18 protein-coding genes are annotated in these 26,445 nt (G+C 62.2%); 8 read left to right on the top strand and 10 right to left on the bottom strand.

The features are described from left to right. Positions 1–167: 167 nt before the first annotated feature. On the bottom strand, positions 168–1,250 hold the full coding sequence (locus tag PspR32_RS14840; protein WP_159388784.1) for an ABC transporter substrate-binding protein: 1,083 nt from the start codon (positions 1,248–1,250) through the stop codon (positions 168–170). 217 nt (positions 1,251–1,467) lie between these two features. Here PspR32_RS14840 and PspR32_RS14845 point away from each other — a divergent pair, with 217 nt between their 5' ends. Together PspR32_RS14845 and PspR32_RS14850 are read left to right on the top strand one after the other, a co-directional pair. Next, entirely contained in the window at positions 1,468–3,120 is a 1,653-nt protein-coding gene (locus PspR32_RS14845; RefSeq protein ID WP_159388785.1) for a nitrite/sulfite reductase, read from the top strand. Further along, positions 3,104–3,598: a DUF934 domain-containing protein gene (locus PspR32_RS14850; protein ID WP_010223700.1), complete on the top strand. Its 495-nt coding sequence runs from the start codon at positions 3,104–3,106 to the stop codon at positions 3,596–3,598. The genes PspR32_RS14845 and PspR32_RS14850 overlap by 17 nt, the downstream gene beginning before the upstream one ends. A gap of 57 nt (positions 3,599–3,655) precedes the next feature. Here PspR32_RS14850 and PspR32_RS14855 read toward each other — a convergent pair whose 3' ends face one another. From PspR32_RS14855 to sohB, 3 genes are all read right to left on the bottom strand, one after another. Next, on the bottom strand, positions 3,656–3,988 hold the full coding sequence (locus tag PspR32_RS14855; RefSeq protein WP_159388786.1) for a hypothetical protein: 333 nt from the start codon (positions 3,986–3,988) through the stop codon (positions 3,656–3,658). Then, positions 3,913–4,818, bottom strand: coding sequence for a dermonecrotic toxin domain-containing protein (locus PspR32_RS14860; protein WP_159388787.1), 906 nt, complete (start codon positions 4,816–4,818; stop codon positions 3,913–3,915). Before PspR32_RS14860 ends, PspR32_RS14855 begins: the two co-directional genes overlap by 76 nt. 99 nt (positions 4,819–4,917) lie before the next feature. Beyond that, positions 4,918–5,937 (bottom strand): protease SohB, encoded by a 1,020-nt coding sequence (gene sohB, locus PspR32_RS14865; protein ID WP_010223706.1) that lies wholly within the window; start codon positions 5,935–5,937, stop codon positions 4,918–4,920. Between the two features lie 197 nt (positions 5,938–6,134). Between sohB and PspR32_RS14870 the strand changes: the two genes are divergently transcribed. Together PspR32_RS14870 and PspR32_RS14875 are read left to right on the top strand one after the other, a co-directional pair. Further along, a complete protein-coding gene (locus PspR32_RS14870; protein ID WP_010223707.1) occupies positions 6,135–6,845 on the top strand; it encodes a histidine phosphatase family protein in 711 nt (236 codons plus the stop codon). A 56-nt stretch (positions 6,846–6,901) separates the two neighbouring features. After that, positions 6,902–7,219: an SCP2 sterol-binding domain-containing protein gene (locus tag PspR32_RS14875; RefSeq protein ID WP_036995189.1), complete on the top strand. Its 318-nt coding sequence runs from the start codon at positions 6,902–6,904 to the stop codon at positions 7,217–7,219. 71 nt (positions 7,220–7,290) lie between these two features. Here the strand turns inward: PspR32_RS14875 and PspR32_RS14880 are convergent, their stop codons facing one another. Next, positions 7,291–12,483, bottom strand: coding sequence for a dermonecrotic toxin domain-containing protein (locus tag PspR32_RS14880; protein ID WP_159388788.1), 5,193 nt, complete (start codon positions 12,481–12,483; stop codon positions 7,291–7,293). A gap of 227 nt (positions 12,484–12,710) precedes the next feature. Here PspR32_RS14880 and PspR32_RS14885 point away from each other — a divergent pair, with 227 nt between their 5' ends. Next, positions 12,711–13,778, top strand: coding sequence for a phosphotransferase family protein (locus tag PspR32_RS14885; protein ID WP_159388789.1), 1,068 nt, complete (start codon positions 12,711–12,713; stop codon positions 13,776–13,778). A 22-nt stretch (positions 13,779–13,800) separates the two neighbouring features. Beyond that, positions 13,801–14,568, top strand: a complete 768-nt coding sequence (locus PspR32_RS14890) for an SDR family oxidoreductase (protein ID WP_159388790.1) — start codon at positions 13,801–13,803, stop codon at positions 14,566–14,568. Positions 14,569–14,633: 65 nt separating this feature from the next. Here the strand turns inward: PspR32_RS14890 and PspR32_RS14895 are convergent, their stop codons facing one another. Continuing rightward, positions 14,634–19,547, bottom strand: a complete 4,914-nt coding sequence (locus PspR32_RS14895; RefSeq protein WP_159388791.1) for a dermonecrotic toxin domain-containing protein — start codon at positions 19,545–19,547, stop codon at positions 14,634–14,636. A gap of 164 nt (positions 19,548–19,711) precedes the next feature. Here PspR32_RS14895 and PspR32_RS14900 point away from each other — a divergent pair, with 164 nt between their 5' ends. Further along, complete coding sequence (locus PspR32_RS14900) at positions 19,712–20,491, top strand: TSUP family transporter (RefSeq protein WP_010223718.1); 780 nt, start codon at positions 19,712–19,714, stop codon at positions 20,489–20,491. On the opposite strand, the gene nudC is transcribed toward PspR32_RS14900, so the two are convergent. Further along, positions 20,459–21,289 (bottom strand): NAD(+) diphosphatase, encoded by an 831-nt coding sequence (gene nudC, locus PspR32_RS14905; protein ID WP_036995193.1) that lies wholly within the window; start codon positions 21,287–21,289, stop codon positions 20,459–20,461. The two genes, PspR32_RS14900 and nudC, sit on opposite strands and share 33 nt — an antisense overlap. 34 nt (positions 21,290–21,323) lie before the next feature. Then, a complete protein-coding gene (locus PspR32_RS14910) occupies positions 21,324–22,136 on the bottom strand; it encodes a crotonase/enoyl-CoA hydratase family protein (protein ID WP_010223724.1) in 813 nt (270 codons plus the stop codon). 158 nt (positions 22,137–22,294) lie between these two features. On the opposite strand from PspR32_RS14910, the gene nhaB reads away from it, so the two are divergent. Next, the gene (gene nhaB, locus PspR32_RS14915) at positions 22,295–23,797 is read left to right on the top strand and encodes a sodium/proton antiporter NhaB (RefSeq protein WP_159388792.1); all 1,503 of its coding nucleotides are present in this window, start codon (positions 22,295–22,297) and stop codon (positions 23,795–23,797) included. A gap of 25 nt (positions 23,798–23,822) precedes the next feature. On the opposite strand, the gene zwf is transcribed toward nhaB, so the two are convergent. Together zwf and gnd are read right to left on the bottom strand one after the other, a co-directional pair. Then, positions 23,823–25,325: a glucose-6-phosphate dehydrogenase gene (gene zwf, locus PspR32_RS14920; RefSeq protein ID WP_010223729.1), complete on the bottom strand. Its 1,503-nt coding sequence runs from the start codon at positions 25,323–25,325 to the stop codon at positions 23,823–23,825. Continuing rightward, on the bottom strand, positions 25,322–26,332 hold the full coding sequence (gnd, locus tag PspR32_RS14925; protein ID WP_257792415.1) for a phosphogluconate dehydrogenase (NAD(+)-dependent, decarboxylating): 1,011 nt from the start codon (positions 26,330–26,332) through the stop codon (positions 25,322–25,324). Before gnd ends, zwf begins: the two co-directional genes overlap by 4 nt. Positions 26,333–26,445: the final 113 nt, after the last annotated feature.

Raw genomic sequence — 26,445 nt, forward strand, 5'->3', positions numbered from 1 at the left:
CACCACCAGGATGATCAGACAGAGTATCGCCCAGGCATCGACACTGCTGTCAGGCTTACCCGCTTTGGTCGAATTTCCCATTGCATCGCCTCTTGTAGTGGTTATGGGAATGCATGTAACCCGTTGCAGTTAAGTCCAGCAATGGCCATTGCTCAAGCAGGGGCATTTCAATATTCGACGGGGGCCTTGAGGAACGGATAACGGTAGTCGCCCGGGTGCCCTTGGGCGCTAAAACGGTTGAAATCCAGGCCGTAGTCGGCCTGTTCCTGCAGGTTCAGCCAGCGCCGCGCTCGCAGCGGGTCGATCATTTGCAACACCGGCACCTGATGTTCACGGCGCCCGTCCCGATCAATTGGCAGTTTCAACGCATCATCGTGCAGTAACACCATGGCCCAGCCGCCCAGGGAAAAGTGCCCGCCCATGAGCACGCTCAGGCGCCCGTCAATGCGCGCCTGCAGCGCCGCCGACGAACTGTTGACGGCACTGAACAGCACGTCCTTGCCCGGCACATGCCCAGCCTCGACAATCGCCTGCATGGCACCAAAGGCCATCTCGTCATTGGCCGACCACACCAGCTCGATCTTCGGGTAGCGCTGTATCAATTGCTTGGCCTGCTCATAGGCGCGCTCCCTGCCCCAGCCGCCATACACCACCTGGCGCAGGCGCACTTCGGGGTGCTCGGCCAGGGCGCGGCGCATACCCTGCTCGCGCAATTGCGAGGCCGGGGTGGTCTTGAGCCCGGAAAACGCCAGCAGTTCCAGCGGCCGGGTCAGGCCCGGCTGCGCGCGCAAGGCGATCAATTGCTTGAGCATCTGGTAGCCAGCCTGCTCGTCGTTGCCCACCAGGGTGCCGAGCAACGGCGGGTATTTGTCCGGGTGGCTGTCGATCAGCTCGGCCTGGTTCGGGGTCAGGCCGTTATTGACCAGAAACAGTTTGACCCCGCTGTCACGGGACAGTCGGATGATCTCCGGGGCGATGTACTGTTCGTTGACCAGCACCAGGTAGTCCGGGCGCCGCTGACCTTCGAGCACTTCCCGGGCCTGGGTCAGCGCCAGCTCCGGCCGGCGTTCGCTGTACTGGATACTCAGCTGCATGCCCAGGTCGTCGGCGGCAGCCTGCATGAAACGCGAATAGCTGACCCAGAAGGTCTCGTTGGAATAGCCCGGATTGAGAAACACCACTGAAGCCGCCTGTGCGCCAGCCACCAGTGGCAGGCTCAGGCAAAGGCTTTGGCACAAGGCCTTGAGCATGCGTTAACGCTCCCGCTATTCAAACCACCGATTATAACCGCCCGTAGTGGCACATTGGCTAAACGCCAGTCAGTCTCACTTAGTCCAAATGGTTCTTTTCATATGCAAAAACTTCACTTTTGCGCATAAACGCAAACTGCTATCTTTCTTCGGCTCCGCATCGGAGTGCGCGGCCGTGCGCGCGATTAGCTGCAAGCAGCTTGAGAACAGGACCCCTATGTACGTATACGACGAGTACGATCAGCGGATCATCGAGGACCGCGTCAAGCAGTTCCGTGATCAGACCCGCCGCTACCTGGCCGGTGAACTGAGCGAAGAAGAGTTCCGCCCCCTGCGCCTGCAAAATGGCCTCTATATCCAACGTTTTGCCCCGATGTTGCGGGTCGCCGTGCCTTACGGCCAGCTGACGTCGCGTCAGACACGGATGCTGGCGAAGATCGCGCGCGACTACGACAAGGGCTACGCCCACATCAGTACCCGGCAGAACGTGCAATACAACTGGCCTGCCCTGGAAGACATCCCGGAAATTCTGGCCGAGCTTGCCACCGTGCAGATGCACGCGATCCAGACCAGCGGCAACTGCCTGCGCAACGTCACCACCGACCAGTTCGCCGGTGTCGCTGCCGATGAAGTGATCGACCCGCGCCCGTGGTGCGAGATCGTTCGCCAGTGGACCACCTTCCACCCCGAATTCGCCTACCTGCCGCGCAAGTTCAAGATCGCCATCAACGGCTCGAGCAGCGACCGCGCGGCCATCGAAGTGCACGATATCGGCCTGGAGCCGGTGTACAACGCAGCCGGCGAACTGGGCTTTCGCGTACTGGTCGGTGGCGGCCTGGGCCGTACCCCGGTGGTCGGCGCCTTCATCAACGAGTTCCTGCCCTGGCAGGACCTGCTCAGCTACCTGGACGCGATCCTGCGCGTGTACAACCGCTACGGCCGTCGCGACAACAAGTACAAGGCGCGGATCAAGATCCTGGTCAAGGCGCTCACCCCTGAAGTGTTTGCCGAGAAGGTCGAGGCCGAAATGGTCCACCTGCGCGGCGGCAGCACTACCCTGACCGAAGCCGAAGTGCACCGCGTGGCCAAGCACTTCGTCGACCCGGACTACAAGGCGCTGGACAACCTCGACTTCAGCGAACTCGAACAGCAGCACCCAGGCTTTGCCCGCTGGCGCACGCGCAACGTGCTGGCGCATAAAAAGCCCGGCTACGTGGCCGTGACCCTGTCGCTCAAGCCTACTGGCGTGGCCCCGGGTGACCTGACCGACAAGCAACTGGATGCCGTCGCCGACCTCGCCGAGCGCTACAGCTTCGGCCAGCTGCGTACCTCCCACGAGCAGAACATCATCCTCGCCGACGTCGAGCAGAGCCAGTTGCACGCCTTGTGGCTGGAGCTGCGCGAAAACGGCTTCGCAACACCGAACATCGGCCTGCTGACCGACATCATCTGCTGCCCGGGCGGTGACTTCTGCTCCCTGGCCAACGCCAAGTCGATCCCGATCGCCGAATCCATCCAGCGCCGTTTCGACGATCTGGACTACCTGTTCGATATCGGTGAGCTGGACCTGAATATCTCCGGCTGCATGAACGCCTGTGGTCACCACCACGTCGGCCATATCGGCATCCTCGGGGTGGACAAGAAAGGCGAAGAGTTCTACCAGGTCTCCCTGGGTGGCAGCGCCAGCCGTGACGCCAGCCTGGGCAAGATCCTCGGCCCTTCCTTTGCCCAGGACGACATGCCGGATGTGATCGAGAAGCTGATCGACGTCTACGTTGAAAAACGTACCGAAGACGAGCGCTTCATCGACACCTACCAACGTATTGGCATCGACCCATTCAAGGAACGCGTCTATGCAGCGAATCATTAAGAACAACCAGATCGTCGACGAAACCTGGCACCTGCTGCCCAAGGACTTCAGCATCGACGAAGTGACCAACTGCGACGACTACATTGTTCCACTGCAGCTGTGGCGTGAACACGGCCATATGCTCATGGCCCGCGACGGCGGCCTGGGCGTGTGGCTGGACGCCGATGAAGAAGCCGAAGAAATCGGCGAAGTCGCCAACCAGTTCCAGGTCATTGCCCTGAACTTCCCGGCCTTCACCGACGGGCGCAACTACTCCAATGCGCGCCTGCTGCGTGACCGCTACAAGTTCACCGGCGAGCTGCGCGCCATTGGCGACGTACTGCGTGACCAGTTGTTCTACATGAAGCGTTGCGGCTTCGACGCCTTTGCCCTGCGTGCCGACAAGGACCCGGTCGAAGCGCTGCAAAGCCTGCAGGACTTTTCGGTGACCTACCAGGCCGCCACTGACGAACCGCAACCGCTGTTCCGTCGTCGCTGATGCAAAACGGCGCCCGAGCCTCACTCGGCACGGGTGCCAGTTGCACTGCCAACAGGGTTACAAACGGGTAACCTGATCCGGCACGCTATTCCAGATATCCGTCGTCAGCGTCTCGATCAAGCGCTGCTCGTCCAACGTGCGCCGTTGCCCAATGGTTTCCGAGCGAGTGCGGTACGCCTGGTCACTCATCGTCTGCTTGTCGGCGTCCAGCGCTTCCAGCCGGGCAAAGTAAGGTTTGTTGACCTCATCGAAACGTGTCGCATAACGCGTCTTGAGAAAGTCGATCCAGAAGTCCCGCCCCGAAATACCCGCCTTCAAGGATTCCGGCGTCTCCCCCTCCAGCACCTCGGTTGCGGCGCTGTCCAGTTGCGCTGCGGTGACATTGGCCATGTGCTCGAACAGCATACCTTGGGGCTGACCTGGCAGCTCTGCGCGCCCTGGACCAGCTCCAGCAGCACCGCGCGGGCCTGCTCGCTGATCTGCTGTTTGAGAAAAGCGACCTGCAGACCGACCCGCAGCAGGTCCTTGTACAGTTCGATGGCCAGGGTACGGCGCCTGACGCTGCTGCGCGGATGCTCGAACACCTCGCTCAGGTGACGCTGGTACTGCCCACCCAGATCCAGGTCATGGCACAAGTGGGCAAATGCCTGGGGATCGATATCGAGCTTTTGCGAGTAGCGATAGCGAAAACGCGGGTAGCCCTGCTCGCTACCCGGCACCCGCTCAAGGAAGAACGCATCCTTGGGGGCCAGCGCGGTACCGTCTTCAAACTCGCTGTCGGCGGCAAAGTTCTGCAACGCGGCCTGCATCAGGCGCTGGCGGCGCGGGATGGTCTTGAGCATTACCCCCAGCAACACCGATTCGCGCTCGATACGCACGAACTCATCGTTGTCGATATCAGGCTCGGCACCGAGGTCGGCCTTGAGGCGGGCCTTGAGCAAGGGTTCGCAAAACGCGCCAATGCCCTTGAAGTCCTTCAGCTCACGGGCCAGGCGTTGCCCGGAACGGCGGCTGCGTATCTGGTAATCGGCCAGTAGCTTTTTTTCAACCTCGCTGGCGGCCGTAAACCAGTCGCCCTGGTCGCGACCATGCTGTTCCGGCAGCAGGTGAGCGCCCATCTGGTCGAAGTTTTCGGGCCTGGCGTGCCTGATCCAGGCGGGCAGGCGTTGCAAGATGAAGGGGCCATGCAGGCCGGGAACAGATACTGGAGGGGGGGGCATGGCAAGTCTCCTGTAGGTTTGAACGCCTAGGAGACCTGCCGGCAGCACCACCTGGGTGCTAATTAATGCTTGCGCATTGCGCGCCGCGGGGGTTGCCGGTTACCAAAGACGCCCACTGAGACGGCTCCAGAGCTTGACCGCCAGGTGCTCGAGCGAACCACTGGCCGCCAGGCCGACGCGCTCCTGCAGGCTTTTGCGTTCGGCAAAGTGCAGGTGATACAGGTTGGCCTCGCGGGCGCGCTGGCTCAGGTACTCATCGCTGGTCATCAACTGGTCGACCAGTTGCTTGTTCAGCGCCGCAACGCCGAGCCAGACTTCACCGGTAGCCACATCATCAATGTGCAACTGCGGGCGATAGCGCGAGACAAAATCCTTGAACAACTGGTGGGTGACGTCCAGGTCTTCCTGGAACTTCTCCCTGCCCTTCTCGGTGTTCTCGCCGAACACCGTCACGGTGCGCTTGTATTCCCCGGCAGTGAATACCTCGAAGTCGACATCGTGCTTTTTCAACAGGCGGTTGACATTGGGCAGCTGTGCCACCACGCCGATCGAGCCGAGGATGGCAAACGGCGCGCTGACGATCTTGTCGCCGATGCAGGCCATCATGTAACCACCACTGGCGGCGACCTTGTCGATGCACACCGTCAGCGGCACCCCGGCCTGGCGGATACGCGCCAGTTGCGAGGCGGCCAGGCCATAGCTGTGAACCATGCCGCCGCCGCTTTCCAGGCGCAACACCACCTCGTCCTGGGCCGTGGCCAGGCTCAGGACGGCGCTGATTTCGTGACGCAGGCTCTCGGTGGCCGAGGCCTTGATGTCGCCGTCAAAGTCGAGGACGAACACCCGCGGCTTTTCTTCGGGCTTTTTCTTCTGCTGCTTTTCGGCCTTGGCCTGCTGCTTGCGCAGGGCCTTGAGCTGGGCCTTGTCCAGCAAGCTGCTTTCCAGGCGCTCGCGCAAGTCCTTGTAGAACTCGTTGAGCTTGTTGACCTGCAACTGCCCGCCGCCCTTGCGCCGGCCCTTGCCGCGCAAACCGGCAATCGCCGAGAGGACAATCAGAATCGCGATCACCAGGGTCGCGGTCTTGGCGAGAAAGCTTGCGTACTCTGCAAGAAACTCCACAGTAACTCCTTAACATGCCTGCGCCCGTACGGCGCGAACCGATAGTCAAGCATACCGAGGCGGCCTTGACCCTGCCAGCGTAGGAAATCTTCGGCAATGCAGTTCAAACGCTCTTTTCAAACGCTTGTATGTTTTTTCGTTGACAGCCCGACAGCGGCAACCTAACCTCGGCTCATCCTTAAGTGCAGGCGGACGACGTGGGCAGTATCTACCTGATTCGACATGGCCAGGCTTCATTTGGTGCAGACGACTATGATGTCCTCTCGCCCGTGGGCATGCGCCAGAGCGAGGCCCTCGGCGAGCACTTGGCGCAACTGGGCCTGCGCCTGGACCGCTGCCTGGCCGGCGACCTGCGCCGCCAGCAAGACACCGCGCGCCTGGCCTTGGCCGTCATGCACAACGCCGGCTGTGAAGTGCCCGCGCTGGAAACCGACAACGCCTTCAACGAATTCGACGCCGATGGCGTGATCCGCGGCCTGCTGCCCGGCCTGTTGCCGGACGAGCCCGAAGCCCTGCATGTACTGCGCAACGCCACCCAGAACCGCAGCGAATTCCAGCGCCTGTTCGCCTTGCTGGTACAGCGCTGGCACGGCGGCGAACATGCCTGCGAAGGCGCCGAGAGCTGGCAGGGCTTTGTCCAGCGGGTCGACGGCGGCCTGCAGCGGGTGCTGCAACAGGCCGGCAACGGCGACAACATTGCCATTTTTACCTCGGGCGGCACCATTGCCGCCCTGCTCCACCTGGTAACCCGTATCACTGCCGGCCAGGCTTTCGAGCTGAACTGGCAGATCATCAACACCTCGCTCAGCCAACTGAAGTTTCGCGGCCGCGAGGTGGCCCTGGCTTCCTTCAACAGCCAGGCCCATGTGCAGCTGTTGAAGGCGCCGGAGCTCATCACCTACCGATGAACCCCGGCTCGTTGTGACCTCACCCGTCACGCAAATCACTTAATAAGGAACACACCATGAGCGATGTAGCAAAAGCCGTCGAAGCGATGAAAGCCAAGTTCAACCCAGCCGCTGCCGCCGGCCTGGACCTGGTTTTCGGTTTCAACATCACTGACGAAGACAAGCACTACGCCCTCATCGTCAAGGATGGCACCTGCGAAATCCAGGAAGGCGAAAACGCTGACGCCAACTGCACCCTGGTACTGGACAGCGAAACCCTCAAGGGTATCGTCAGCGGCGAAACCGACGGCATGCAGGCCTTCATGGGCGGCAAGCTGCGCGTTGAAGGCGACATGATGCTGTCGATGAAACTGAGCGAGCTGTTCCCGGCCTGATCGGCTTGCAGCGATAAAAAAACCGAAGCCCTGGCTTCGGTTTTTTGCCTGCTGCAATCGCCGGCAGGTCGCTATCGGGCGTTACGCTCAATTTCCTCTCTGGTCAGAAGCCCTGGAAGCTCATTCTCCCTGGCCTCCCTGGCATCCTGCAGGTTTGCATACGCCTGACTCCATTCGGCCTCGACATAAGCCAACTGCGCCAGCTCGTTTTGTGCTACCCCGAATGCCAGCGCCAGCTGCTCAGCCGTCTGGCCCTGTACCACAGGAAGCGGCGTTGCCAGGTCCGCTTGCTCTCCCCGGAGCCGTTGCAGCGCTTCCATGAAATCGATTGCAGGGTCGAAGACTTCGGCCAGTTCAACCTGCAGCGCCTCAAAGCGCTCGCTGTGCACACGCCTGAGATAATTCTGCCAGTAGACTTCCTCGACCATCCACTGCGGTAGCAAGCCAGCCTGGTCCTGGCTAATGACGCGCGCCGCCGCCTCCAGCATATCGCTGGTCACCCAGGTCACAAGACCAGGAAACCTCATCGTGGACGGCTGATTGCGCAAGCCCAGACGTGCGGCCAGGTGAATTCGGTAGTACAGCTCCACTTCTATGTCGTCGATGTCTGGCATCGACGATCGCCAGCCCCGAATCTGCTCCGCCACATAGGTACGCAAGCGCTGCAGGCGCCAGCGGCTGATACCCAGGGCGAGCAGTTGGCGACTGGCCTGGTCACCTTGGGCAAGCGCAACCTGGCTGAGGGCCTGGTCTGCTTCTTCAAGCCCCTGCAGATCACTGAACACCACGACGTCACGGTCTTCACAGGTATCAGCGTCGACTGCCTGAGCGAACAGTTGCCTGCCCAGCCCTTCAGGGTCAGCCGCTGCCGCCTCGATCATCTGCACGGCCTGAGCCTCGGTAATTTGCTCGTGGCTCAACAAACGGGCCAGCAAGCGCCGGAATGAGCGCGACTCAGGCAGGCGAAACAGCTCCAGCGCGGTGTGCGCCTGTTCTTCAGTCAGCGCATGATAGGCACTGAGGTCATCGTCCGCGCCCTCATCCAACTCCTCCTCGATAAGCACGTCCGCGCCCGGATCGGGCTGCAACTGCATGCGCTCACGAATAAACCGGGTAATAAGCGCCTCGCTCATGCCCTCGTAGCCAAACGACAGGCCCCGCATCCGTCCGGCACCCTCAGGTACCTCGGTGATGGCGTTGCCTTCAAGCCGAACCTCGATAGTCGAGGTGGTTTCAAGCCCGAGCGGCCAGGTGGTTATCTGCGCTTCGGGCAAGGCCAGCAGGCGCAACGCCGGCATCTGGCGGATATCCGGGGCGCGCATCAAGGGGTTGCGCCCCATGGACAGTTCTCGCAAGGTGGTAATGCCAGCCAGCTCACCGACATCGGCCTCGGTCAGGGTGATGTTATTGCGGGTCAAATACAACCGGCGCACGTTCGGCAGCCGCGCCAACTCGGCAAACACGCCCGGACCGAAGCTGATTTGGTTTTCCATCAGCGACAAAAAGCGCAAGGCGGGTAACTGGCACAAGGGCGCAAGTTGTGCGGCGGTAAGCATGAGCGCTGAGCGCGAGACGCCTCTGAGGTCCAGTGACCACAGGCGTCGAAGCCCGCTCAAGCGTTCAAGATTGGCCAGGCCTATTTGCGTGTAGGTGAAATCCAGCACCCGCAGCTCACTCAGTTGCGCCACGTTTTCAGGGAGGTCAGTGATCGGTGTGTTGCGCACGCTCAAGCGGCGCAAGTTGGGAAAGGCTCGGAGGAAATCCGCGGGCAATTCGGTGATGGCCGACATGGTGCTCAATTCGAGTTCCAGAACCTGGTCGATTTCGTACGTCAGGGGTGGCAGCGCGTCAACCACAGGGGAGTTCAGTCTCAGCAGGTAACCCGGCGTCCCATCCAGTTGGTACTCACTGACCTCAAGTGGCGCCCGGTGACGCAACTGCCATACATCCAGCAACTGCATCGCCACTAGCCTGCGCCGTGTGCGGGCAGTGGCCGTAGCCCCTTGCTCTACCCAGGCTGACAAGCTTTCCCGTTCGGCCCTCAGCTCCTGCTCCAGATCGCCGATTACGTTCTCCAGGCTCTCACCTTGTACGCTCGCGTTGCGGAAAAAGTCACGCAACTGCCCATCGGTAAAATCTGGAAACAGCGCTCTGAGCCGCTGCTCCAGAGTGCGGGGCAACAAGCGCCCGATCACACCGCCCAAGGGGTAACCACGGCGCCCGGCGCCTACAGGCAGAGGAGGCCTGAAGCCGCCATGGTCCACCGCCATGCCCAGCGCCAGCCTTGCCTTGGCCGGCTGGCGGGCGGCCAGCTCCAATAGTTTGCGGCGCAGTGCGTCGCTGTCGTCGATATTCAGGCCAAGTGCCACACGCTCGCTGTCCGGCAAGGCCAGCAGCACGCTGGTGAAAAATCCGTGGTCTGAGCTGTTCAGCCCGTCCAACGTTTCCCCGCGTTCGTCATGTGCGCGCCACCCCTGCGCGGTGCGTACCAGCGTTTTGCGCGACACTGCTGCAGCACTGCCGATGCTGTCAAGTTCGGTGCCGGAAACACTATCGCTGCGCACGCTCAAATGAACCGTATCGCTCCAGCCGGGTAGTTCCGGCAACAAATGAAGGGCCAGCCGGTAGGTGTCGTCTTTGGCCAGGTAACTTATTTCAAGGCCTTCGCAAGCGCGTGACAGGCGGATCTGCCGCGAAGCCTCGCGGGCCCGCTTGGCTAGCGTCAGCGGCACCCGCTGCGAAGCCTGCCAACGACTGCTTTCAACTTCACTGGCAGCCTCGGCCAAAGCCTTGGCGACCGGGCGCGACAACCCCTGGAAATCACGCTGCAAGGCCCGTTGCAAGGTGTCGACAATTTCCGTCTGGTCCAAGTACAGGCTATCGAAGATTCGCACCCTTGACGCCAGCATCCGCTCAGCCAGGCTCTGGCGCAGCACTGCTTCGAGGTCTCGTGCCAGGTAGTCATTGCCAAACCAATGGCGACGCTCAGCCGGGCTCAAGCCTTCTATCACCCTGCGGGCCAGGCGTCCCGCCGCAAGATCGCTGCGCGACACCTTGATCGCCGCCACACCTGGCGCCGGGCTGCCATGCACCTGCGGTTGCCCCCACAACTCGGCGCTGTCAAACAGTTCAATGGATTTGCCGCTCGGCCATTGCGGCAATTCCGGCAACAGCGATACCGGATAGTCGAATCCCTTTTGCAGCCCCTGCCCGGTCCTGACATTGTTGATCTGCGCACTGATCAAGCGATCGATTTCGAAACGGTGCCGGGTATCGAGCAGCGCTGCCGGGGTGGGCAGGTCATCACTGTAGACGCGACGCAGTTGCGCGTCGCTGACCCCGCTGATGTCGGCCATGCGTTCGAGCAGCGCATCGGACCAGCCCTCGAACCCCGGCCCCAACCTGCGTACCAGTGTCTTGCGTGGCCAACTGTCCACGCGCTCAAGTGAATGATGCCAGGCCCCCTGGCCGTTATGCTCGAGCACGGGCCGATAGGCCTGGGGATCGTCGGGATGCTTGATCCGCCATTTGCCCAGGCTCGAATCCAGGGTGATTTCGAACGGTTTGCCCTCGATGCGGATATAGCGCCTGCCATCGACCCGGTAAATGCCCTGTGGATCGGCAACGCTTCCCTGCAGCACCTCTGCGCTGCGCTGGTAAGGGCCAAGGTCTGGCCGCCACAAACGGACCTCGCCCCCCGGTAGTTCGACGGCCTCCAGCAGGTCGATCGCCAGCGGCTGGCTCAATGCTGTACCCACGACCCCTGCCGCCACACCGAGCCCGGCGGTAATGGCCAGGTTGATGCCGAACGACTGCAGGTAGGTGATTGCCTGCTCCTTGTCATTGGCCTCCCAGGCTTGCAGGCCATGGAACAGATCGCCGAGCAATTGTGCACCCAGGGCCACCATCATGACTTCCCCCAGGCCCGGCACAAAGAAGGCGGCGACATTGAGCATGCTAAAACCCAAGCCCAGGCAATGGTCCAGCTCCTGCAGCCAGGCTTCGCGGTCCACCTCCCGAGTCGGTACCGCCAGGGCCCTGGCGTCATCCCTGGCCCTGACCAACATCGCCGTGTGCAGGTAGTCGAACACTTCGCCCCGCACCTCCTGGGTCCTGGGCTTTTGCGCTTGCCAACTGCTGGGCGACGTCAACTGCCCGAACACCTTGGACTGCCCACGCCACCCAAGAAACCGGCTGAAGAAACGCCTGAAATCCTGATTCAGCAAGCGCGCCTTGAGGCTGAGGTAAAAATCCGCGTAGGAGTCGTATTCCTGCACAGGCTTGGCAGCGCCCGGCATCAGTACCACCAATGGCACAGACGACTGCGCGCTCGCAGGATCGGGGCCGATCAGCAAAAAGCCGGCGCCCAGGGTGGTACCGAACAGGTTCAGCAAATAACAACGCGAACCGTCGAACGCACTCTTGCCATACTCATACACCTTGTCGACCCTCAAGGTACGCGACGCCGGGGAGGTCGCCGACTGGGCAAGCAGTTTTTTCAGCATGCGGTAGGCCGGCTCGCTGATGTGCCCAGCGACGCGGGCAGCGTGAATGCTGGTTTCGCACAGGTCTCTGGCGGCTGCAACCAGGGTCTGGCGCACGGCGTCACGGGTATTGGGGGCGTCGAAAATTGCCTGAAGATGGTCTTGATACTGCTGGCCGATATCCAGCTCCCGACACATTTGCGCGAACTGATGAGGGCTGATCGACAGTTTGCTCGAGTAGCGGATGGATTGGTGGGCGCGCCGAGCAGGGTCGACCGCTTCAGGAAAGGGCTGCAAGGCACCGAACGCTGTAACGGCGCTGTAGGCATCGGTGCGAAAGACCTCAACGTCACCTGCACTGAAGTTCTGCAAGGCCGCCTGCAACAACGGTTGGCGAGAAATCAGCACCGAAGCCAGGCGGTCTTCGCGCCAGGACGCGTCATTGCGCATGTGCACCAGCTCATTGGCGGTCACGCTGATATCCAGCGAGAAACGTCTCTTGAGTTCAGCCCGCAGCAGCGGTTCGGCGAACTCGCTGATACCCTTGACCGTGCGCAGAACCCTGGCGGCGGCGGCATTGGATGCCTGGCTACGCCGCAGGCTGTCATTGAAGGCGTCGCGCAGCTGCGACACCGTATCGGCGGCAACCTGGGCAGGGGGCAGTTGACGTTGATGCAGCTCTTTGATGGCATGGGGGCTGGAATGGCTCAGCCAAGTGGGGATCTGCTGTTCGAAGTACTGGTCGTGGGCCTTGAATGGCCTCAAAGCGTCGGTTGTCATGTGCACTGCCTCATGGATGGCTTGAGGCAGCAGTCAATCAAAGGCACGCTGGCGCGAGGATGTAGATATGTATTCACCCGCCACTTGCCCCACCCACCGGCTCAGCCGATCAAGCCTGCTGATTGGGCTGCAACACGCTCGCCTATAAGGCCGACCTATGCTTGTGAGCAACCGTTACAGGAATTAGATTGACCAATAATCTCTGGCTTTGATCATAAGGGAAACGCATGACGCTCACCGACCAGTCCACCCAGGTCCGCCCCGGCGAAGAACTCGACGCTGCGGTGATCGACCCTTATCTGAAGGCGCACATCCCGGGCCTGAGCGGCTCGCCGAGCATCAGCCAGTTCCCCGGCGGCGCCTCGAACCTGACCTACCTGGTGCAGTACCCCGGGCGCGAGTTCGTGCTGCGGCGTCCGCCCTTTGGCCACAAGGCCAAATCCGCCCATGACATGGGCCGCGAGTTTCGCATCCTCAACCAGCTCAACAGCGGTTTCCCCTACTGCCCCAAGGCTTACGTGCACTGCACCGACGAGGCGCTGATCGGCGGTGAGTTCTACGTCATGGACCGGGTCAAGGGCATTATCCTGCGCTCGGACCTGCCGCCGGAGCTGGGCCTGGATGCGCAGCGTACCGAGGCGCTGTGCAAGAGCTTCATCGAGCGCATGGTCGAACTGCACCAGGTGGACTACAACGCCTGCGGCCTGGGCGACCTGGGTAAACCCGAAGGCTATGTGCAACGCCAGATCGAGGGCTGGGCCAGCCGCTACGAAAAAGCCCTGACTGCGGATGCGCCACGCTGGGAAAAGGTCATCGCCTGGCTGCGCGAGAAGATGCCCGCCGACCACCCCAAGCCTGCAATCGTGCACAACGACTATCGCTTCGACAACGTCATCCTCGATGCCGACAACCCCATGCGCATCATCGGTGTGCTCGACTGGGAGATGACCACCCTGGGCGATCCGCTGATGGACCTGGGCAACACCCTGGCCTACTGGATCGAAGCGGCGGACCCGGCGCCGGTGCAACTGATGCGCCGCCAGCCGAGCAATGCCCCGGGCATGCTGACCCGCCAGCAGTTTGTCGATTACTACGCCGAGCGCGCCGGGATCAAAATCGACAACTATGACTTCTACTACACCTACGGCCTGTTCCGCCTGGCCGGCATCGTCCAGCAGATCTACTACCGGTTCTTCCACGGCCAGACCCAGGACAAGCGCTTCGCCCAGTTCATTCACATGAACACGCTGCTGGAGCACATGAGCCTGCAGGTCATCGCCAAGTCCCCACTCTGACGACTACAACAAGGAAAAGACCATGTCCAAGACTCACCTGTTCGACCTCGACGGTAAAGTCGCCTTCGTTTCCGGCGCCAGTCGCGGCATCGGCGAAGCCATCGCCCACCTGCTGGCCCAGCAAGGCGCCCATGTAATCGTCTCCAGCCGCAAGCTCGAGGGCTGCCAGCAGGTCGTCGATGCGATCACTGCCGGCGGCGGCAAGGCCACTGCGGTTGCCTGCCATATCGGCGAGATGGAGCAGATCAGTCAGGTTTTCGCCGGCATTCGCGAACAATTCGGGCGCCTGGACATCCTGGTCAACAATGCCGCCACCAACCCGCAGTTCTGCAACGTGCTGGACACCGACCTTAGCGCCTTCCAGAAGACCGTCGACGTCAATATCCGCGGCTACTTCTTCATGTCAGTGGAAGCCGGCAAGCTGATGCGCGACAACGGCGGCGGCAGCATCATCAACGTCGCCTCGATCAACGGCGTATCGCCGGGGATCTTCCAGGGCATCTACTCGGTGACCAAGGCTGCGGTGATCAACATGACCAAGGTGTTCGCCAAGGAGTGCGCGCCGTTCGGCATCCGCTGCAACGCCCTGTTGCCGGGCCTGACCGATACCAAGTTCGCCTCGGCGCTGGTCAACAACGACGCGATCCTCAACACCGCCCTGCAGCAGATCCCGCTCAAGCGCGTGGCCGATCCGAAGGAGATGGCCGGGGCAGTGTTGTACCTGGCCAGTGACGCGTCGAGCTATACCACCGGTGTGGCATTGAACGTGGATGGCGGTTTTCTAAGCTGATGGCGATGACCGCAAAAGAGAAAGGGGCTCTGGCCCCTTTCTTCATGACTCACCGCTATTGACGATCAAGGTTTGCGCTGTACGCCCGAAGGCCCCGGCTGCGGGCTTTGTGTCGACATGCCCTGGGCAAAGTACTCGTTGACGATCTGCCGGGTGTATTCAACCCTGGACAGTTGGATCATTGCCGGCATCAGATGGAGCGCTTGCAGCCGATGGTCGTTGCTGTCCAGCACCAGTGCCCCGGTGTTCACTGCCACGCCGTCACGCTCGGCAATGACCTTGCGGGCCTGGGTGAGGAGCTGCGCCAGGCGGTTACGTGCCGGTTCGCTCAACGTGAGCGGCACACCTTCGCCAACCCCCAGTTCCTCCAGCGCCGATGCAACGTCGTAACTCCAGGGGGCGCACTCTTGCGCACCCAGGTGCTCCTGCCAGAACGGCTGATCGCTCAACGCCACAGGGAAATCCTGTGCCTGCGCGGTCAGGACGTCCGTCTCGACTTCATGCGCCATCGCGCTGCTCATCCACGTTACCAAGTCGGCATTGACCTGGCGCCGCGGCTGGTGACGCAAACGCAGCGGGGTGGTCAAAGCGATACGAATATACAACTCGATCTCGGCATAATCCGGCTGGCCGTCAGGATCACGGTGCTGCGCCCACCAATCGCGATAACGCCTGGCAACGGACTCACGCAGGCTGCGCACCCGCCAGAGCGACAGGCCCAGTTCGATCAGTTCGGGGCGGGCGTCGCCGGAGGTACTGGCCACTACCCGATCCGCTTCTGCCAGCCCCAGCAGGTCGGAAAAACGTTGCACCGCGGAATCGATACACCCCAGGTCCAGTGCCACACGATAGAACGCCTCGCGGGTGGTCTCATTGAACATGCGCAAGATGATCGAGTGGATTTGCCCGGTGACCTCTTCGCGCTCATCCACTGGCGTTCGCGAGCGTATCGTATTCATCAAGGCAAAAAACGCACGGCTGCCATTACTGTTCTCGTCAATCAATTGCTGCGCCAGGCGCCGTTCCTCTGCCGACAAGCCGTCGAGCAACGTATCCTCGGCGTTCTCCTCAGTGTCCATTTCCTCTTCGGATTCAGTTGATGACTCGCCCACCATGGCGCGTGACAGGCGGACTTCGCCATAAACCGCGCCAGGCAGGTTGTTCACTTCAGTCAATTCCCTCAGCACTCGCTCGCGGTCCGGGGTATTGAGCCCGTCAACCGACAGGCGTAGTCCAGGCACAAGGCCAGCACCGGCCGGCACGCTGTCCAGATTGACATCCTCAAGGTTGGCGTGTTCGATGTGCGCTAGGTTTTCCAGGCCCGCCGGCCAGTTGGCGTAGGAGTAATGCAGGTCCAGGCAACGCAAATCGCCCATCCTGCTGACATCGACTGTGCCGAAGAGCGGAGTGCGGCTCAGGTCCAGATGGCGTAAATGAACGAGACCGCGAACATTCTCTCCATACAGGGTGAACGCGTTGCCGGACAGGTCAAGATGCGTCAGATGTTGAAGGGGCGCCAGCGCGCCAATCACATCGTCCGCGAACCACGCCCGGCTGTTTTGGATCTGCAAGCGCTGCAGGTGTTGGCAGCGGGCGATAGCCGCCATGTCTTCGGCGCGCCAGGTAAGCGTTTCGCGACGACTTTGCCTTGGCCACAGATTGATGATGTTCAGCTCCCTTAATTGCGCAAGCAGGCCAATCGGCCTCAAGTCCTCTGGGCGCAGATACGCGTTGGTCAAGGACAGCGTGCGCAACTGCGGCAAATCGGTCAGGCCGATTGGCAGACGACCAATCCTGGTTATCAAGCGCAGTTCGCGCAGGTTAGGGAAGCGCGCGATGAAGCTGCCAGGCAGATTTTCCATCGCCGGCAGGTTGAGGGTCAGGCGCTCGATTGCGGCGAAGTCCAGCGGCAGCTCGGGCAGGCTGTCGACAGACCCATCGTTGATTTCCAGCTCACGGATTGTCGGGGCCATGGCATTGAGCAACTGCTCGGCGATAATCCCCCGCCGGCGCGCACCGTAACCCGCCCCCTGCACATTGCTGACCCGGACCCAAGCCCGCAACGCGCCATCCAGGCGCAAGCGCGCGTCTTCCAGGCGATCGAATGCGGCGGTGAGCGTCGGCCCCTGTCGTGCCACTTCGCCAAAAATACGATCGATTTGGCTTTCGGATGCCATAGGGAACATGAGTTGCAACCGTTCGCGACCACGCTCGCGCTCGAACCGCCCACCGGTGCCACCCATCGCCCGGGCGCGGCGGCCGGAGCCGTGCGGATGCAAGGTAACGGGTGGGCGCTCGATGCCAAGCAGGGCCAAAGCACGCGTCGGATTGGTAGCGGCCAGTTCATCCAGCAGGTTGCGCAAGCGCTCAGTCTCGTTCGTACCCAGCCCCAGGCGTTGGCGCTGCGAAGCCCCCATCAGATCCAGCAGCGCGGCATAGAAGTCACTGTGGAAACGGCTGTCAAGGTAACGCTCACCCTCCAGTCGAACCACTTCGTAGCTGATCGGGCTGCCGGCGCCCATCCCCCAGGACGGCGCGCCTTGCACCTGCGCATGGCGCCTCGGCGTCGTGCTTCGCACATCTCCCGGATACAACGCCAGGTTCAGGTCTGAGTGCCAGCCAGGCAGGGACGGTAATAGTGCGAACGCCAGCAGGCGGGTATCGATGTGGGCTTGGGCAGGAGCGCGAAACCCCATCAGCGCACGCGTCAGCCGATAGGCGTTCCAGGCCTGGCGTGAACGCTCGAACAGGTCCAGGTCAAGGACACCGCGGGAAAGACGTTCCAGCACGGGAGGTGAGGAGTCGGTAATCAGCCGGTCAAGCATCTGCACAGGCAGGTCCGGGTAGTGCTGGCGAAGTTCGTCAATTTGCACGTCGCCAGCCACCTGCGCCGGCTCAGGCAGTTGCAGGGCGACTTCGCTGCGGGCCAGGAACGCGCGAAATAGCCTGTCGTACCATTCCAGAAACAGCACCGCCGGCGGTGCGCCGCAGTCAGGGCCGCAATAAGCGTTACTGTCGTCCGGTTGTGGGCTGCGTCGTGGCCGGGGTACCTGAGTCTCGGTGACAGTAAACAGCGCACGGAATTCTGCCAGTTCTGGCACCTCGTACTCAGCAGGCACCACACGCCCGTCCTTGACCAGCGCCAGCAGCGATTCGGTCTTGCGCACCCGCCGCAGTCGGCCGATCGTCCACACCAGTAATGCAGGCGGCGCATCGTCATGGCTATACACCCTGCGCAAGGTGGTATTGGTTACACCACTGAGGCGTGCAGCCAGCATCAAATCGTCATCGCCAAGGTCTTCCAGCCAGCTACCCAGGCGCCGCAGCAACGATAGCCGTCCCCATCGCTCCGGGCGCTCCAGGCTATGGTGCCAACTGCCCGCGCCGTTGTGCTCGAGGATCGGACTATAGGCGCGCTGATCGCTAATCAGACTCAAGCGCTCTTTTTCGATACTGGCATCGAAATTGATCAAATAGCTGCGGCCATTGATTCGGATTTCCCGCCCCAGGGACGAGTGGATGATGCCTTGACCATTTGGCGGATCGAACTGCTGCGGGGGCGGCAAGGTGTAGGCGCTCAGGTTGCTGGCCCAACGCCCGTAACGGCCGTTGGGCAGGATCACCCAGCGCCAGGGCATGACGTAGTCGGAGGGGGCCTGGCCCTCATCCTCCTCGCCGGCTTGAAACCCGACCCCGGCACCGAACATCAGGTGTTGCTGAGTAGCCTCGAGAAAATATGCGATGTTGCCAAGCGTCCTGCGGCCCTCTACCGCCGCCGTGGGCACGGCCAGGTACCTGGCATCGTCGCCAAGCCTGCGGCACATCTGTTCGAACCAGTGTGCCTTCAAACCCTTGCTCAGCGATTCGGTGCGCAGGTTCAAGCGCCTGTTGCGTGTGTATTCGTCGGTCTCCAGCAACGCTTCAAGCACGATGGACCATTTGGCCATTGGTACAAAACGGCGGAAAAAGGCCTGGAAAGCCCCATCAGTCAGCTGTTCCTGCAGATCGTAAAGGAACGCTGAACGGGAGGGGTACTCCTTCAACGGCTGCTGCGGATGCCCCGGTACAAAGGCAACACAGGGCGACTGTGGCTTGTCGACGCCAAACACGAGAATTTCACTCAACGCCACATCGTCAAGCAGGTGCAGCGACCACTCCTCGGCATAATCGTAGGGTGAGATGCCGTCGTCGAGGATATGCCGGACCTGGCTGCCATGGGGGGTATCGCGCGCCGCCCCGTTGATGAATGCGTTGAGGATGACCTTCGCGGCGCTGCTCAGCTGGCCCTTGATATCGGCAATCGCCAGTTCCTCGGCCAGGACATTCATGGCGGCCACACATTTGACCTGCGGCAGGGAACCGGCAGCCAGCTGGCGGGTCAGGTACTCCTGATACTGCTTGCCCATATCCAGGATGCGAACTTGCAGCGCATAGGCAACACCCTCGTCGGCGTAACACACGATGGAACTTACGGCATCGACGGCATCCCGATCCTTGCCGGTGAAGCCGGCAAACAGATCGAACTCCGTGGGTATTGCCAGCTTGACGAAAGGGTTGCCAGCCAATTGCCGCAGCTGCGCCAGGCTGAAGTTCTGCAAGGCGGCTTCGTACATCGAGCGCTGACTCAGCAGCACCTCATCCAGGCGATTGGGTAACGCGGCTGAGTCGGGGCTGAACACCAGAAACGTGCCGTTGACAGTGTCGACCACTTCGCCAGAGCTTTCACGGGCCATTTGCTCGAGCTTGGGTCGACAGAATTCATACAGAGTCTGCAGCCCGCAGATCGCCGCCGTCAGTTCACGGCGCAGCGTACGGCCCTCTTCACGTATGCGCATCAGGCGCAGGCGTTTGGCCGGCTCGGCGGTCTGCAGCCATTGGGGCAAACCTTCCTGTTCAAGGGGTGAAAACGACGATGGTATGTAACCGATCCCGGCATACGGCAACGACGCTGCGGGGGTATTGGCCAATAACGATGACATGACGGATACCTCTGATTGAAAGAGAACCTTCAGTTCATCAGAAGCCGACAGCGTCGATCATATAGATATTTACTCACTACCGGCCTTGCACTGGGCAGCGCAAACGCTTGCGTTTACCATGGCGGCCTTGCGCCTGCCAACGCGCGTCCTGTTAAGCCCACGCCATGCCTTTCGAACTCAGCGTAGACCTCACCACCCTGGCGATTCTTGCCGCCGTCGCCTTTGTCGCCGGCTTCATCGATGCCATCGCCGGTGGTGGTGGCCTGCTCACCACCCCTGCCCTGCTCACCGCCGGTATGCCGCCGCATCTGGTGCTGGGCACCAACAAGCTCAGTTCGACCTTTGGCTCGGCCACCGCCGGCTTTACCTATTACCGGCGCAAACTGTTCCACCCGGCGCAGTGGCGTCACGCCCTGGCCGGCACCTTTGTCGGCGCCTTGATCGGTGCAGTGGTGGCCCACTACCTGCCGGCCGAATGGCTGAACAAGATGCTGCCGGTGATCGTCTTCCTCTGCGGTGTTTACCTGCTGTTCGGCGGCACGCCCAAGGCGCCGCTGGATGCCGACGCACCGGTGAAAAAGAAGTGGCAGATCCCCCAGGGCTTCACCCTGGGTTTCTATGACGGCGTGGCCGGCCCCGGTACCGGGGCGTTCTGGACCGTCAGTACCCTGCTGCTCTACCCCATCGACCTGGTCAAGGCCAGCGGCGTGGCGCGCAGCATGAACTTCGTCAGCAACGCCGCGGCCCTGTCGGTGTTCATTTTCTCCGGCCAGGTCGACTGGCTGGTGGGCCTGTCGATGGGCTCGGCGCTGATGGTCGGCGCATTTTTCGGTGCGCGCACCGCCATCAGCGGCGGCAGCAAGTTCATCCGCCCGGTGTTCATCACCGTGGTGCTGGCGTTGACCGTGCGCCTAGCGTGGCAGCACTGGTTCGGCCAGGCCTAGACGCCGCGCCACGTACAGGTCGATCAGATACCGGGCAATAGAGCGCCCCGCCGGCAACGGCGGCAGCGCATCGACGCGAAACCACTGGGCGTCTTCGATCTCGTCCGCCTGCATGATGATCTCGCCACCGGCGTACTCGGCATGAAAGCCGAGCATCATCGAATGCGGGAACGGCCAGCACTGGCTACCGACGTACTGGATGTTCTGCACCTCGATCGCCACCTCTTCGCGCACCTCGCGCACCAGGCAATCCTCAGCCGACTCGCCCGGCTCGGCAAAGCCGGCCAAGGTGCTGTACACGCCGGTGACAAAGCGCGGAGAACGGGCCAGGAGGATTTCATCGCCACGGGTGACCAGCACGATCATGCTCGGCGAGATGCGTGGGTAGCTGCGCAGCTCGCACGGCGCGCAGTACATGGCCCGCTCCCAGTGGATCTGCGCCATGGGCTGGCCGCAGCTGCCGCAGAACCGGTGCTCGCGGGCCCAGGTGCCGATCTGCGCGGCGTAGCCGAGAACCTTGTAGGTGTCGAAGTCGCCTTCAAGCATGAACTGACGCAACCCCCGCCAGCTGCAGCCCTGCACCGCCTGCGGGCTGCGCAATTCGAGCAGGAACACCGGCTGGCCATCGAAATGGCCGATACCGTGCTCGCACAGCACGTCCAGCTCCTGGCGCTTGAGCCAGTCGCGCGGGAACAGCGCGCCGTTATCATCGACCAGGAACCCTTCGCTGCAGCGGGCTACTGCCCAGCCGCCGCTGATGTTCGTATCCAGTACTGCGGTGATCCAGCGCGCTGACATTGTGCAGTTCCTTGCGCAGGTTCGCCGCCGGGCGTCAGTCGGCGAACTCGGGTTTCTGTTTGCTCATGTGGGCGGCAACCGCCACCCGCAGATCGGTGGATTGAAGCATGGCGGCGTTCCAGGTGGCGATGTATTCCAGGCCATCGTCGATGCGGTGATCGCGCATGTAGCTGATCATGTGCTTGGTGCCGGCCACGGCAAGCGGCGATTTTCCCGCAATTTCGGCGGCAATGGCAAAGACTCCGTCGAGCAGCGCCTCATACGTGTCGAACACCCGGTTGACCAGGCCGATGCGCAGGGCTTCGTCAGCCGCGACATTGCGCCCGGTGTAGGCCAGCTCGCGCATGATGCCGTCGCCGATGATCCGCGGCAGGCGCTGCAAGGTGCCGACGTCGGCGGCCATGCCCATGTCGACCTCCTTGATCGAGAACTGCGCATCGCTGCTGCAGTAGCGCATGTCACAGGCCGAGACCAGGTCGATGGCGCCGCCGATGCAATAGCCCTGAATCGCCGCCAGCACCGGCTTGCGGCAGTTGTCCACGGCATTGAACGACGCCTGCATGCGCAGGATGGTCCGGCGCAGCAAGCGTGCGTTGCGGCCGACGTCCTTGCCCAGCTCGTTGGCCACCGAGGCTAGCAGCATCAGGTCGATGCCCGCGGAGAAATGCTTGCCCGCGCCGCTGATCACCACCGCGCGCACCGCGTCGGTTTCATCGATCCACTGGAAGATCTCGACGATCTCACTCCAGAACGCCGCGTTCATGGCGTTGTACTTTTCCGGGCGGTTGATCTGCACGTGGGCGATGTGGTGAATCAGTTCGACCTTGAACGCTTGGTACTCAGTCACGGTGCTTTCCTTGATGGCGGCGAGGTTGATCGCAGGACTATAACAAGGTGGCCGTCGGCGCCAAGGCCGCGCTTGTGCCAAAACCGGGACTTTTACCTTGATCTCCGTTCACACATGCGGCACTTTGCCCAGCTGTTGAATCATAAGGATACATTTTCATGTCCCGCTCCCTGGCCGGCGCCCTGGCCCACAATTTTCTCGGTCAGTCGCCGCGCTGGTACAAGGCCACCTTGTGCCTGTTCCTGCTGCTCAATCCCCTGCTGCTGTTCACCTTTGGCCCGGTGGTGGCCGGCTGGGTGCTGGTGATCGAGTTCATCTTTACCCTCGGCATGGCGCTCAAGTGCTACCCGCTGATGCCCGGCGGCCTGCTGATGGTCGAAGCCCTGTTGCTGGGCATGACCACGCCGCAAGCGCTGTATGAAGAGCTGCAGCACAACTTTCCGGTGATCCTGCTGCTGATGTTCATGGTCGCCGGCATCTACTTCATGAAAGACCTGCTGCTGTTCCTGTTTTCGCGCATCCTGCTGGGGGTGCGCTCCAAGACCCTGCTGGCCTTGCTGTTCTGCTTTCTGTCGGCGTTCCTCTCGGCGTTTCTCGATGCCTTGACGGTCACGGCGGTGATCATCAGCGCGGCGGTGGGCTTTTATTCGGTGTATCACCGGGTCGCTTCCGGCGGCAACCCGCGGGAAGAGTCCGACCTGGACAGCGACCAGCAGATCGCTCACCTGCACCGCGAAGACCTGCAGCAGTTTCGCGCGTTCTTGCGCAGCCTGCTGATGCATGGGGCTGTCGGTACCGCCCTGGGCGGCGTGTGCACCCTGGTGGGTGAGCCGCAGAACCTGCTGATCGGCCACGAAATGGGCTGGCACTTCGCCGAGTTCTTCCTCAAGGTCGCGCCGGTGTCGCTGCCGGTGCTGGTGGCCGGGCTGGTCACCTGTGTCCTGCTGGAGAAACTGCGCTGGTTCGGCTACGGCACCCTGCTGCCGGACACCGTGCGCCAGGTGCTGGCCACCTATGCCGCCGAAGACGACGCCCAGCGCACCACCCAGCAGCGTGCCGCGCTGCTGGTGCAGGGCCTGGCGGCGCTGATCCTGATCATCGGCCTGGGCCTGCATGTGGCCGAAGTGGGCCTGATCGGCCTGCTGGTGATCGTGCTGATCACCGCCTTTACCGGCATCACCGACGAACACCGCCTGGGCCGCGCGTTCCAGGACGCCATGCCGTTTACCGCGCTGTTGGTGGTGTTCTTTGCCGTGGTGGCGGTGATTCACCAGCAGCAGCTGTTTACCCCGCTGATCCAGTGGGTGCTGGCGCTACCGGCCGATCAGCAGCCAGGCATGCTGTTTATCGCCAACGGCCTGTTGTCGGCGATCAGCGACAACGTGTTCGTCGCCACTATCTATATCACCGAGGTCAAGCAGGCGTTTGTCAACGGCGGCATGAGCCGTGAGCACTTCGAGACCCTGGCGGTGGCAATCAATACCGGCACCAACCTGCCGAGCGTGGCCACGCCCAATGGCCAGGCGGCGTTCCTGTTCCTGCTGACCTCGGCGATTGCGCCGCTGATTCGCCTGTCGTACGGGCGCATGGTGTGGATGGCGCTGCCCTACACCGTGGTCATGGGTGGGCTGGGCTGGTGGGCGGTGACGTACTGGTTGTAGGAGCGGGCTTGTCCCGCGATGGGTTTCACCCGATGCGGTGCCAGACCCTCCGGTCCCGGGCCAGCAACTCATCCGCCGCCGTCGGGCCATTTTCGCCGGCGGCATAGGGCTGCACCTCGCCGCCCTCCTTCCAGGCATCGAGAAACGGCTGCACCGCGCGCCAGCCGTTCTCGATGTTGTCGGCACGCTGAAACAACGTCTGGTCGCCGGTCAGGCAGTCGTAGATCAGCGTCTCGTAGCCGGTCGACGGCTGCATCTTGAAAAAGTCCTTGTAGGCAAAGCCCAGCTCGACGTTCTCCATGGCCAGGGCCGGGCCCGGGCGCTTGGCCTGCAGGTCGAACCACATGCCTTCGTTGGGCTGGATCTGGATTTTCAGGTAGTTGGGCTTGAGCCGCTCGACCTCGGTGTCGCGAAACTGCGCGTAGGGCGCCGGCTTGAAGCAGATGGCAATCTCGGTGTCGCGCACGCTCATGCGCTTGCCGGTGCGCAGGTAGAATGGCACGCCGACCCAGCGCCAGTTGTCGATCATCACCTTGAGGGCGACGAAGGTTTCGGTGTTGCTGTCGGGCTCGACCCGCGGTTCTTCGCGGTAGCCAGGGACTTTCTTGCGCCCTTGCTTGCCGGCGCTGTACTGGCCGCGCACCGAATTCTTCAGGGCCATGTGCTTCGACCAGGGCCGGATCGCCCCGATGACCTTGGCTTTCTCACTGCGCACCGCATCGGCGCCAAAGGCCGCTGGCGGCTCCATGGCGACCATGGCCAGCAGCTGGAACAGGTGATTGGGCACCATGTCACGCAAGGCGCCGGTGTTGTCGTAGAACCCGCCGCGGCTTTCAACGCCGACGGTTTCGGCGGCGGTGATCTGCACATGATCGATGTAGTGGTTGTTCCAGAAGGCTTCGAACAGGCCGTTGGAAAAGCGGCTGACGAGAATGTTCTGGACCGTTTCTTTGCCCAGGTAATGGTCGATACGGTAGATCTGCTTTTCGCTCATGACCTTGAGCAGGCAGGTATTGAGCGCCTCAGCGCTGGCCAGGTCCGAGCCGAAGGGTTTTTCCACCACCACCCGGCGAAAGCCGTCGGTTTCGTCGAGCAGGCCGGCGGCGCCCAGGCGCTGCACCACTTCGCTGAAAAAACGCGGCGAGGTGGCCAGGTAGAACACCGCGTTGGCGCTAGGGTTGCTGCGGATGCGCTCGGCGATGGCCTGGTAGGTCGCCTGGTCGAGAAAGTCGCCGGTCAGGTAGCCAATGCGCTTGGCCAGGCGCGCCCAGAGCTTGTCATCCAGGCACTTGCTGGCGCCTTGGCTGGCCTTGTCACGCTCGCGCATGAAGGCTTCCAGGCGTGCGGCAAACTCGCCGTCGGTGGCGGCGTTGTGGTCGACGCCGATGATCCGCAGGCCTTTGTCGAGCAAGCCATCGCGGCTCAGGTTGTACAGCGCCGGCATCAGCAGGCGTTTGACCAGGTCGCCATTGGCGCCAAACAGAAACAGGTTGCAAGGCGGGGCCGCTTCGATCTGTGTTTTGCTCATTCGGCGTTCTTCTCGACGTGACCACCAAAGCCGAAGCGCATCGCCGACAGCATGCGGTCAGCGTAGGTGCCCTGCTGCTGGCGCGAGCGGAAGCGGGCGAACAGTGCGCTGGACAACACCGGCACCGGCACTGCCTGCTCGACGGCCGCATCAATGGTCCAGCGTCCTTCGCCGCTGTCGGCGACCGAGCCGCTGTAGCCGCCCAGTTGCGGATCGGCCACCAGGGCATCGGCGGTGAGATCGAGCAGCCAGGAGGTGACCACGCTGCCACGGCGCCACACTTCGGCGATCTCGGCCAGGTTCAGGTCAAAGCGCTGCTCGGCCGGCAAGGCATCGCTGCCTTTGCTCTTGAGCAGGTCGAAGCCCTCGGCATAAGCCTGCATCAGGCCGTACTCGATGCCGTTGTGGATCATCTTCACATAGTGCCCGGCACCTGCGGGCCCGGCATGGATATAACCCTGTTCGGCACGCCCGGCCGGGCCCTGGCGGCCACGGGTGCGGGGGATGTCGCCAACGCCCGGGGCGAGGGTGGCGAACAGCGGATCGAGGCGATCGACCACCGCCTGCTCGCCGCCGATCATCATGCAGTAGCCGCGCTCCAGGCCCCAGACGCCGCCCGAGGTACCGACGTCGATATAGTGCAGGTTGCGCCTGCCAAGCTCGGCGGCGCGACGCATGTCGTCCTTGTAGAAGGTATTGCCGCCGTCGATGATCACGTCGTCGGCGTCGAGCAGGTCGGCCAGTTGCGCAATGGTCTGCTCGGTCGCCGCACCGGCCGGCAGCATCACCCACACCGCCCGCGGCTTGTCCAGCTTGCCCACCAGCGCGCCAAGGTCATGGGCGCCGTTGGCGCCGTCCTTGACCAGGGCTTCCACCACCTGGCGATCACGGTCATGCACCACCATGCGATGCCCGCCACGCATCAAGCGCCGCGCAATATTGCCGCCCATGCGGCCCAGCCCCACGATTCCCAATTGCATGTGCGATGCTCCCCTGGAATGAAAAATGCCGGTTCAGGCCTTCAAGGTTAGTCCAGCCGTCGCCCACTTGGTTCAGCGACGAACGGCAAGACAACCAGAAACAAAAAAGTTCCAATGACCGCGAAAAGAATTCAGAATCG

Source organism: Pseudomonas sp. R32 (assembly GCF_009866705.1).
GTDB classification, from domain to species: domain Bacteria; phylum Pseudomonadota; class Gammaproteobacteria; order Pseudomonadales; family Pseudomonadaceae; genus Aquipseudomonas; species Aquipseudomonas donghuensis.

Coding starts and splice junctions, on each gene's coding strand:
- PspR32_RS14840 (WP_159388784.1), bottom strand. CDS start 1,250: ATGCTCAAGGCCTTGTGCCAAAGCCTTTGCCTGAGCCTGCCACTGGTG.
- PspR32_RS14845 (WP_159388785.1), top strand. CDS start 1,468: ATGTACGTATACGACGAGTACGATCAGCGGATCATCGAGGACCGCGTC.
- PspR32_RS14850 (WP_010223700.1), top strand. CDS start 3,104: ATGCAGCGAATCATTAAGAACAACCAGATCGTCGACGAAACCTGGCAC.
- PspR32_RS14855 (WP_159388786.1), bottom strand. CDS start 3,988: ATGGCCAATGTCACCGCAGCGCAACTGGACAGCGCCGCAACCGAGGTG.
- PspR32_RS14860 (WP_159388787.1), bottom strand. CDS start 4,818: ATGCCCCCCCCTCCAGTATCTGTTCCCGGCCTGCATGGCCCCTTCATC.
- PspR32_RS14875 (WP_036995189.1), top strand. CDS start 6,902: ATGAGCGATGTAGCAAAAGCCGTCGAAGCGATGAAAGCCAAGTTCAAC.
- PspR32_RS14880 (WP_159388788.1), bottom strand. CDS start 12,483: ATGACAACCGACGCTTTGAGGCCATTCAAGGCCCACGACCAGTACTTC.
- PspR32_RS14885 (WP_159388789.1), top strand. CDS start 12,711: ATGACGCTCACCGACCAGTCCACCCAGGTCCGCCCCGGCGAAGAACTC.
- PspR32_RS14890 (WP_159388790.1), top strand. CDS start 13,801: ATGTCCAAGACTCACCTGTTCGACCTCGACGGTAAAGTCGCCTTCGTT.
- PspR32_RS14895 (WP_159388791.1), bottom strand. CDS start 19,547: ATGTCATCGTTATTGGCCAATACCCCCGCAGCGTCGTTGCCGTATGCC.
- PspR32_RS14900 (WP_010223718.1), top strand. CDS start 19,712: ATGCCTTTCGAACTCAGCGTAGACCTCACCACCCTGGCGATTCTTGCC.
- nudC (WP_036995193.1), bottom strand. CDS start 21,289: ATGTCAGCGCGCTGGATCACCGCAGTACTGGATACGAACATCAGCGGC.
- nhaB (WP_159388792.1), top strand. CDS start 22,295: ATGTCCCGCTCCCTGGCCGGCGCCCTGGCCCACAATTTTCTCGGTCAG.
- zwf (WP_010223729.1), bottom strand. CDS start 25,325: ATGAGCAAAACACAGATCGAAGCGGCCCCGCCTTGCAACCTGTTTCTG.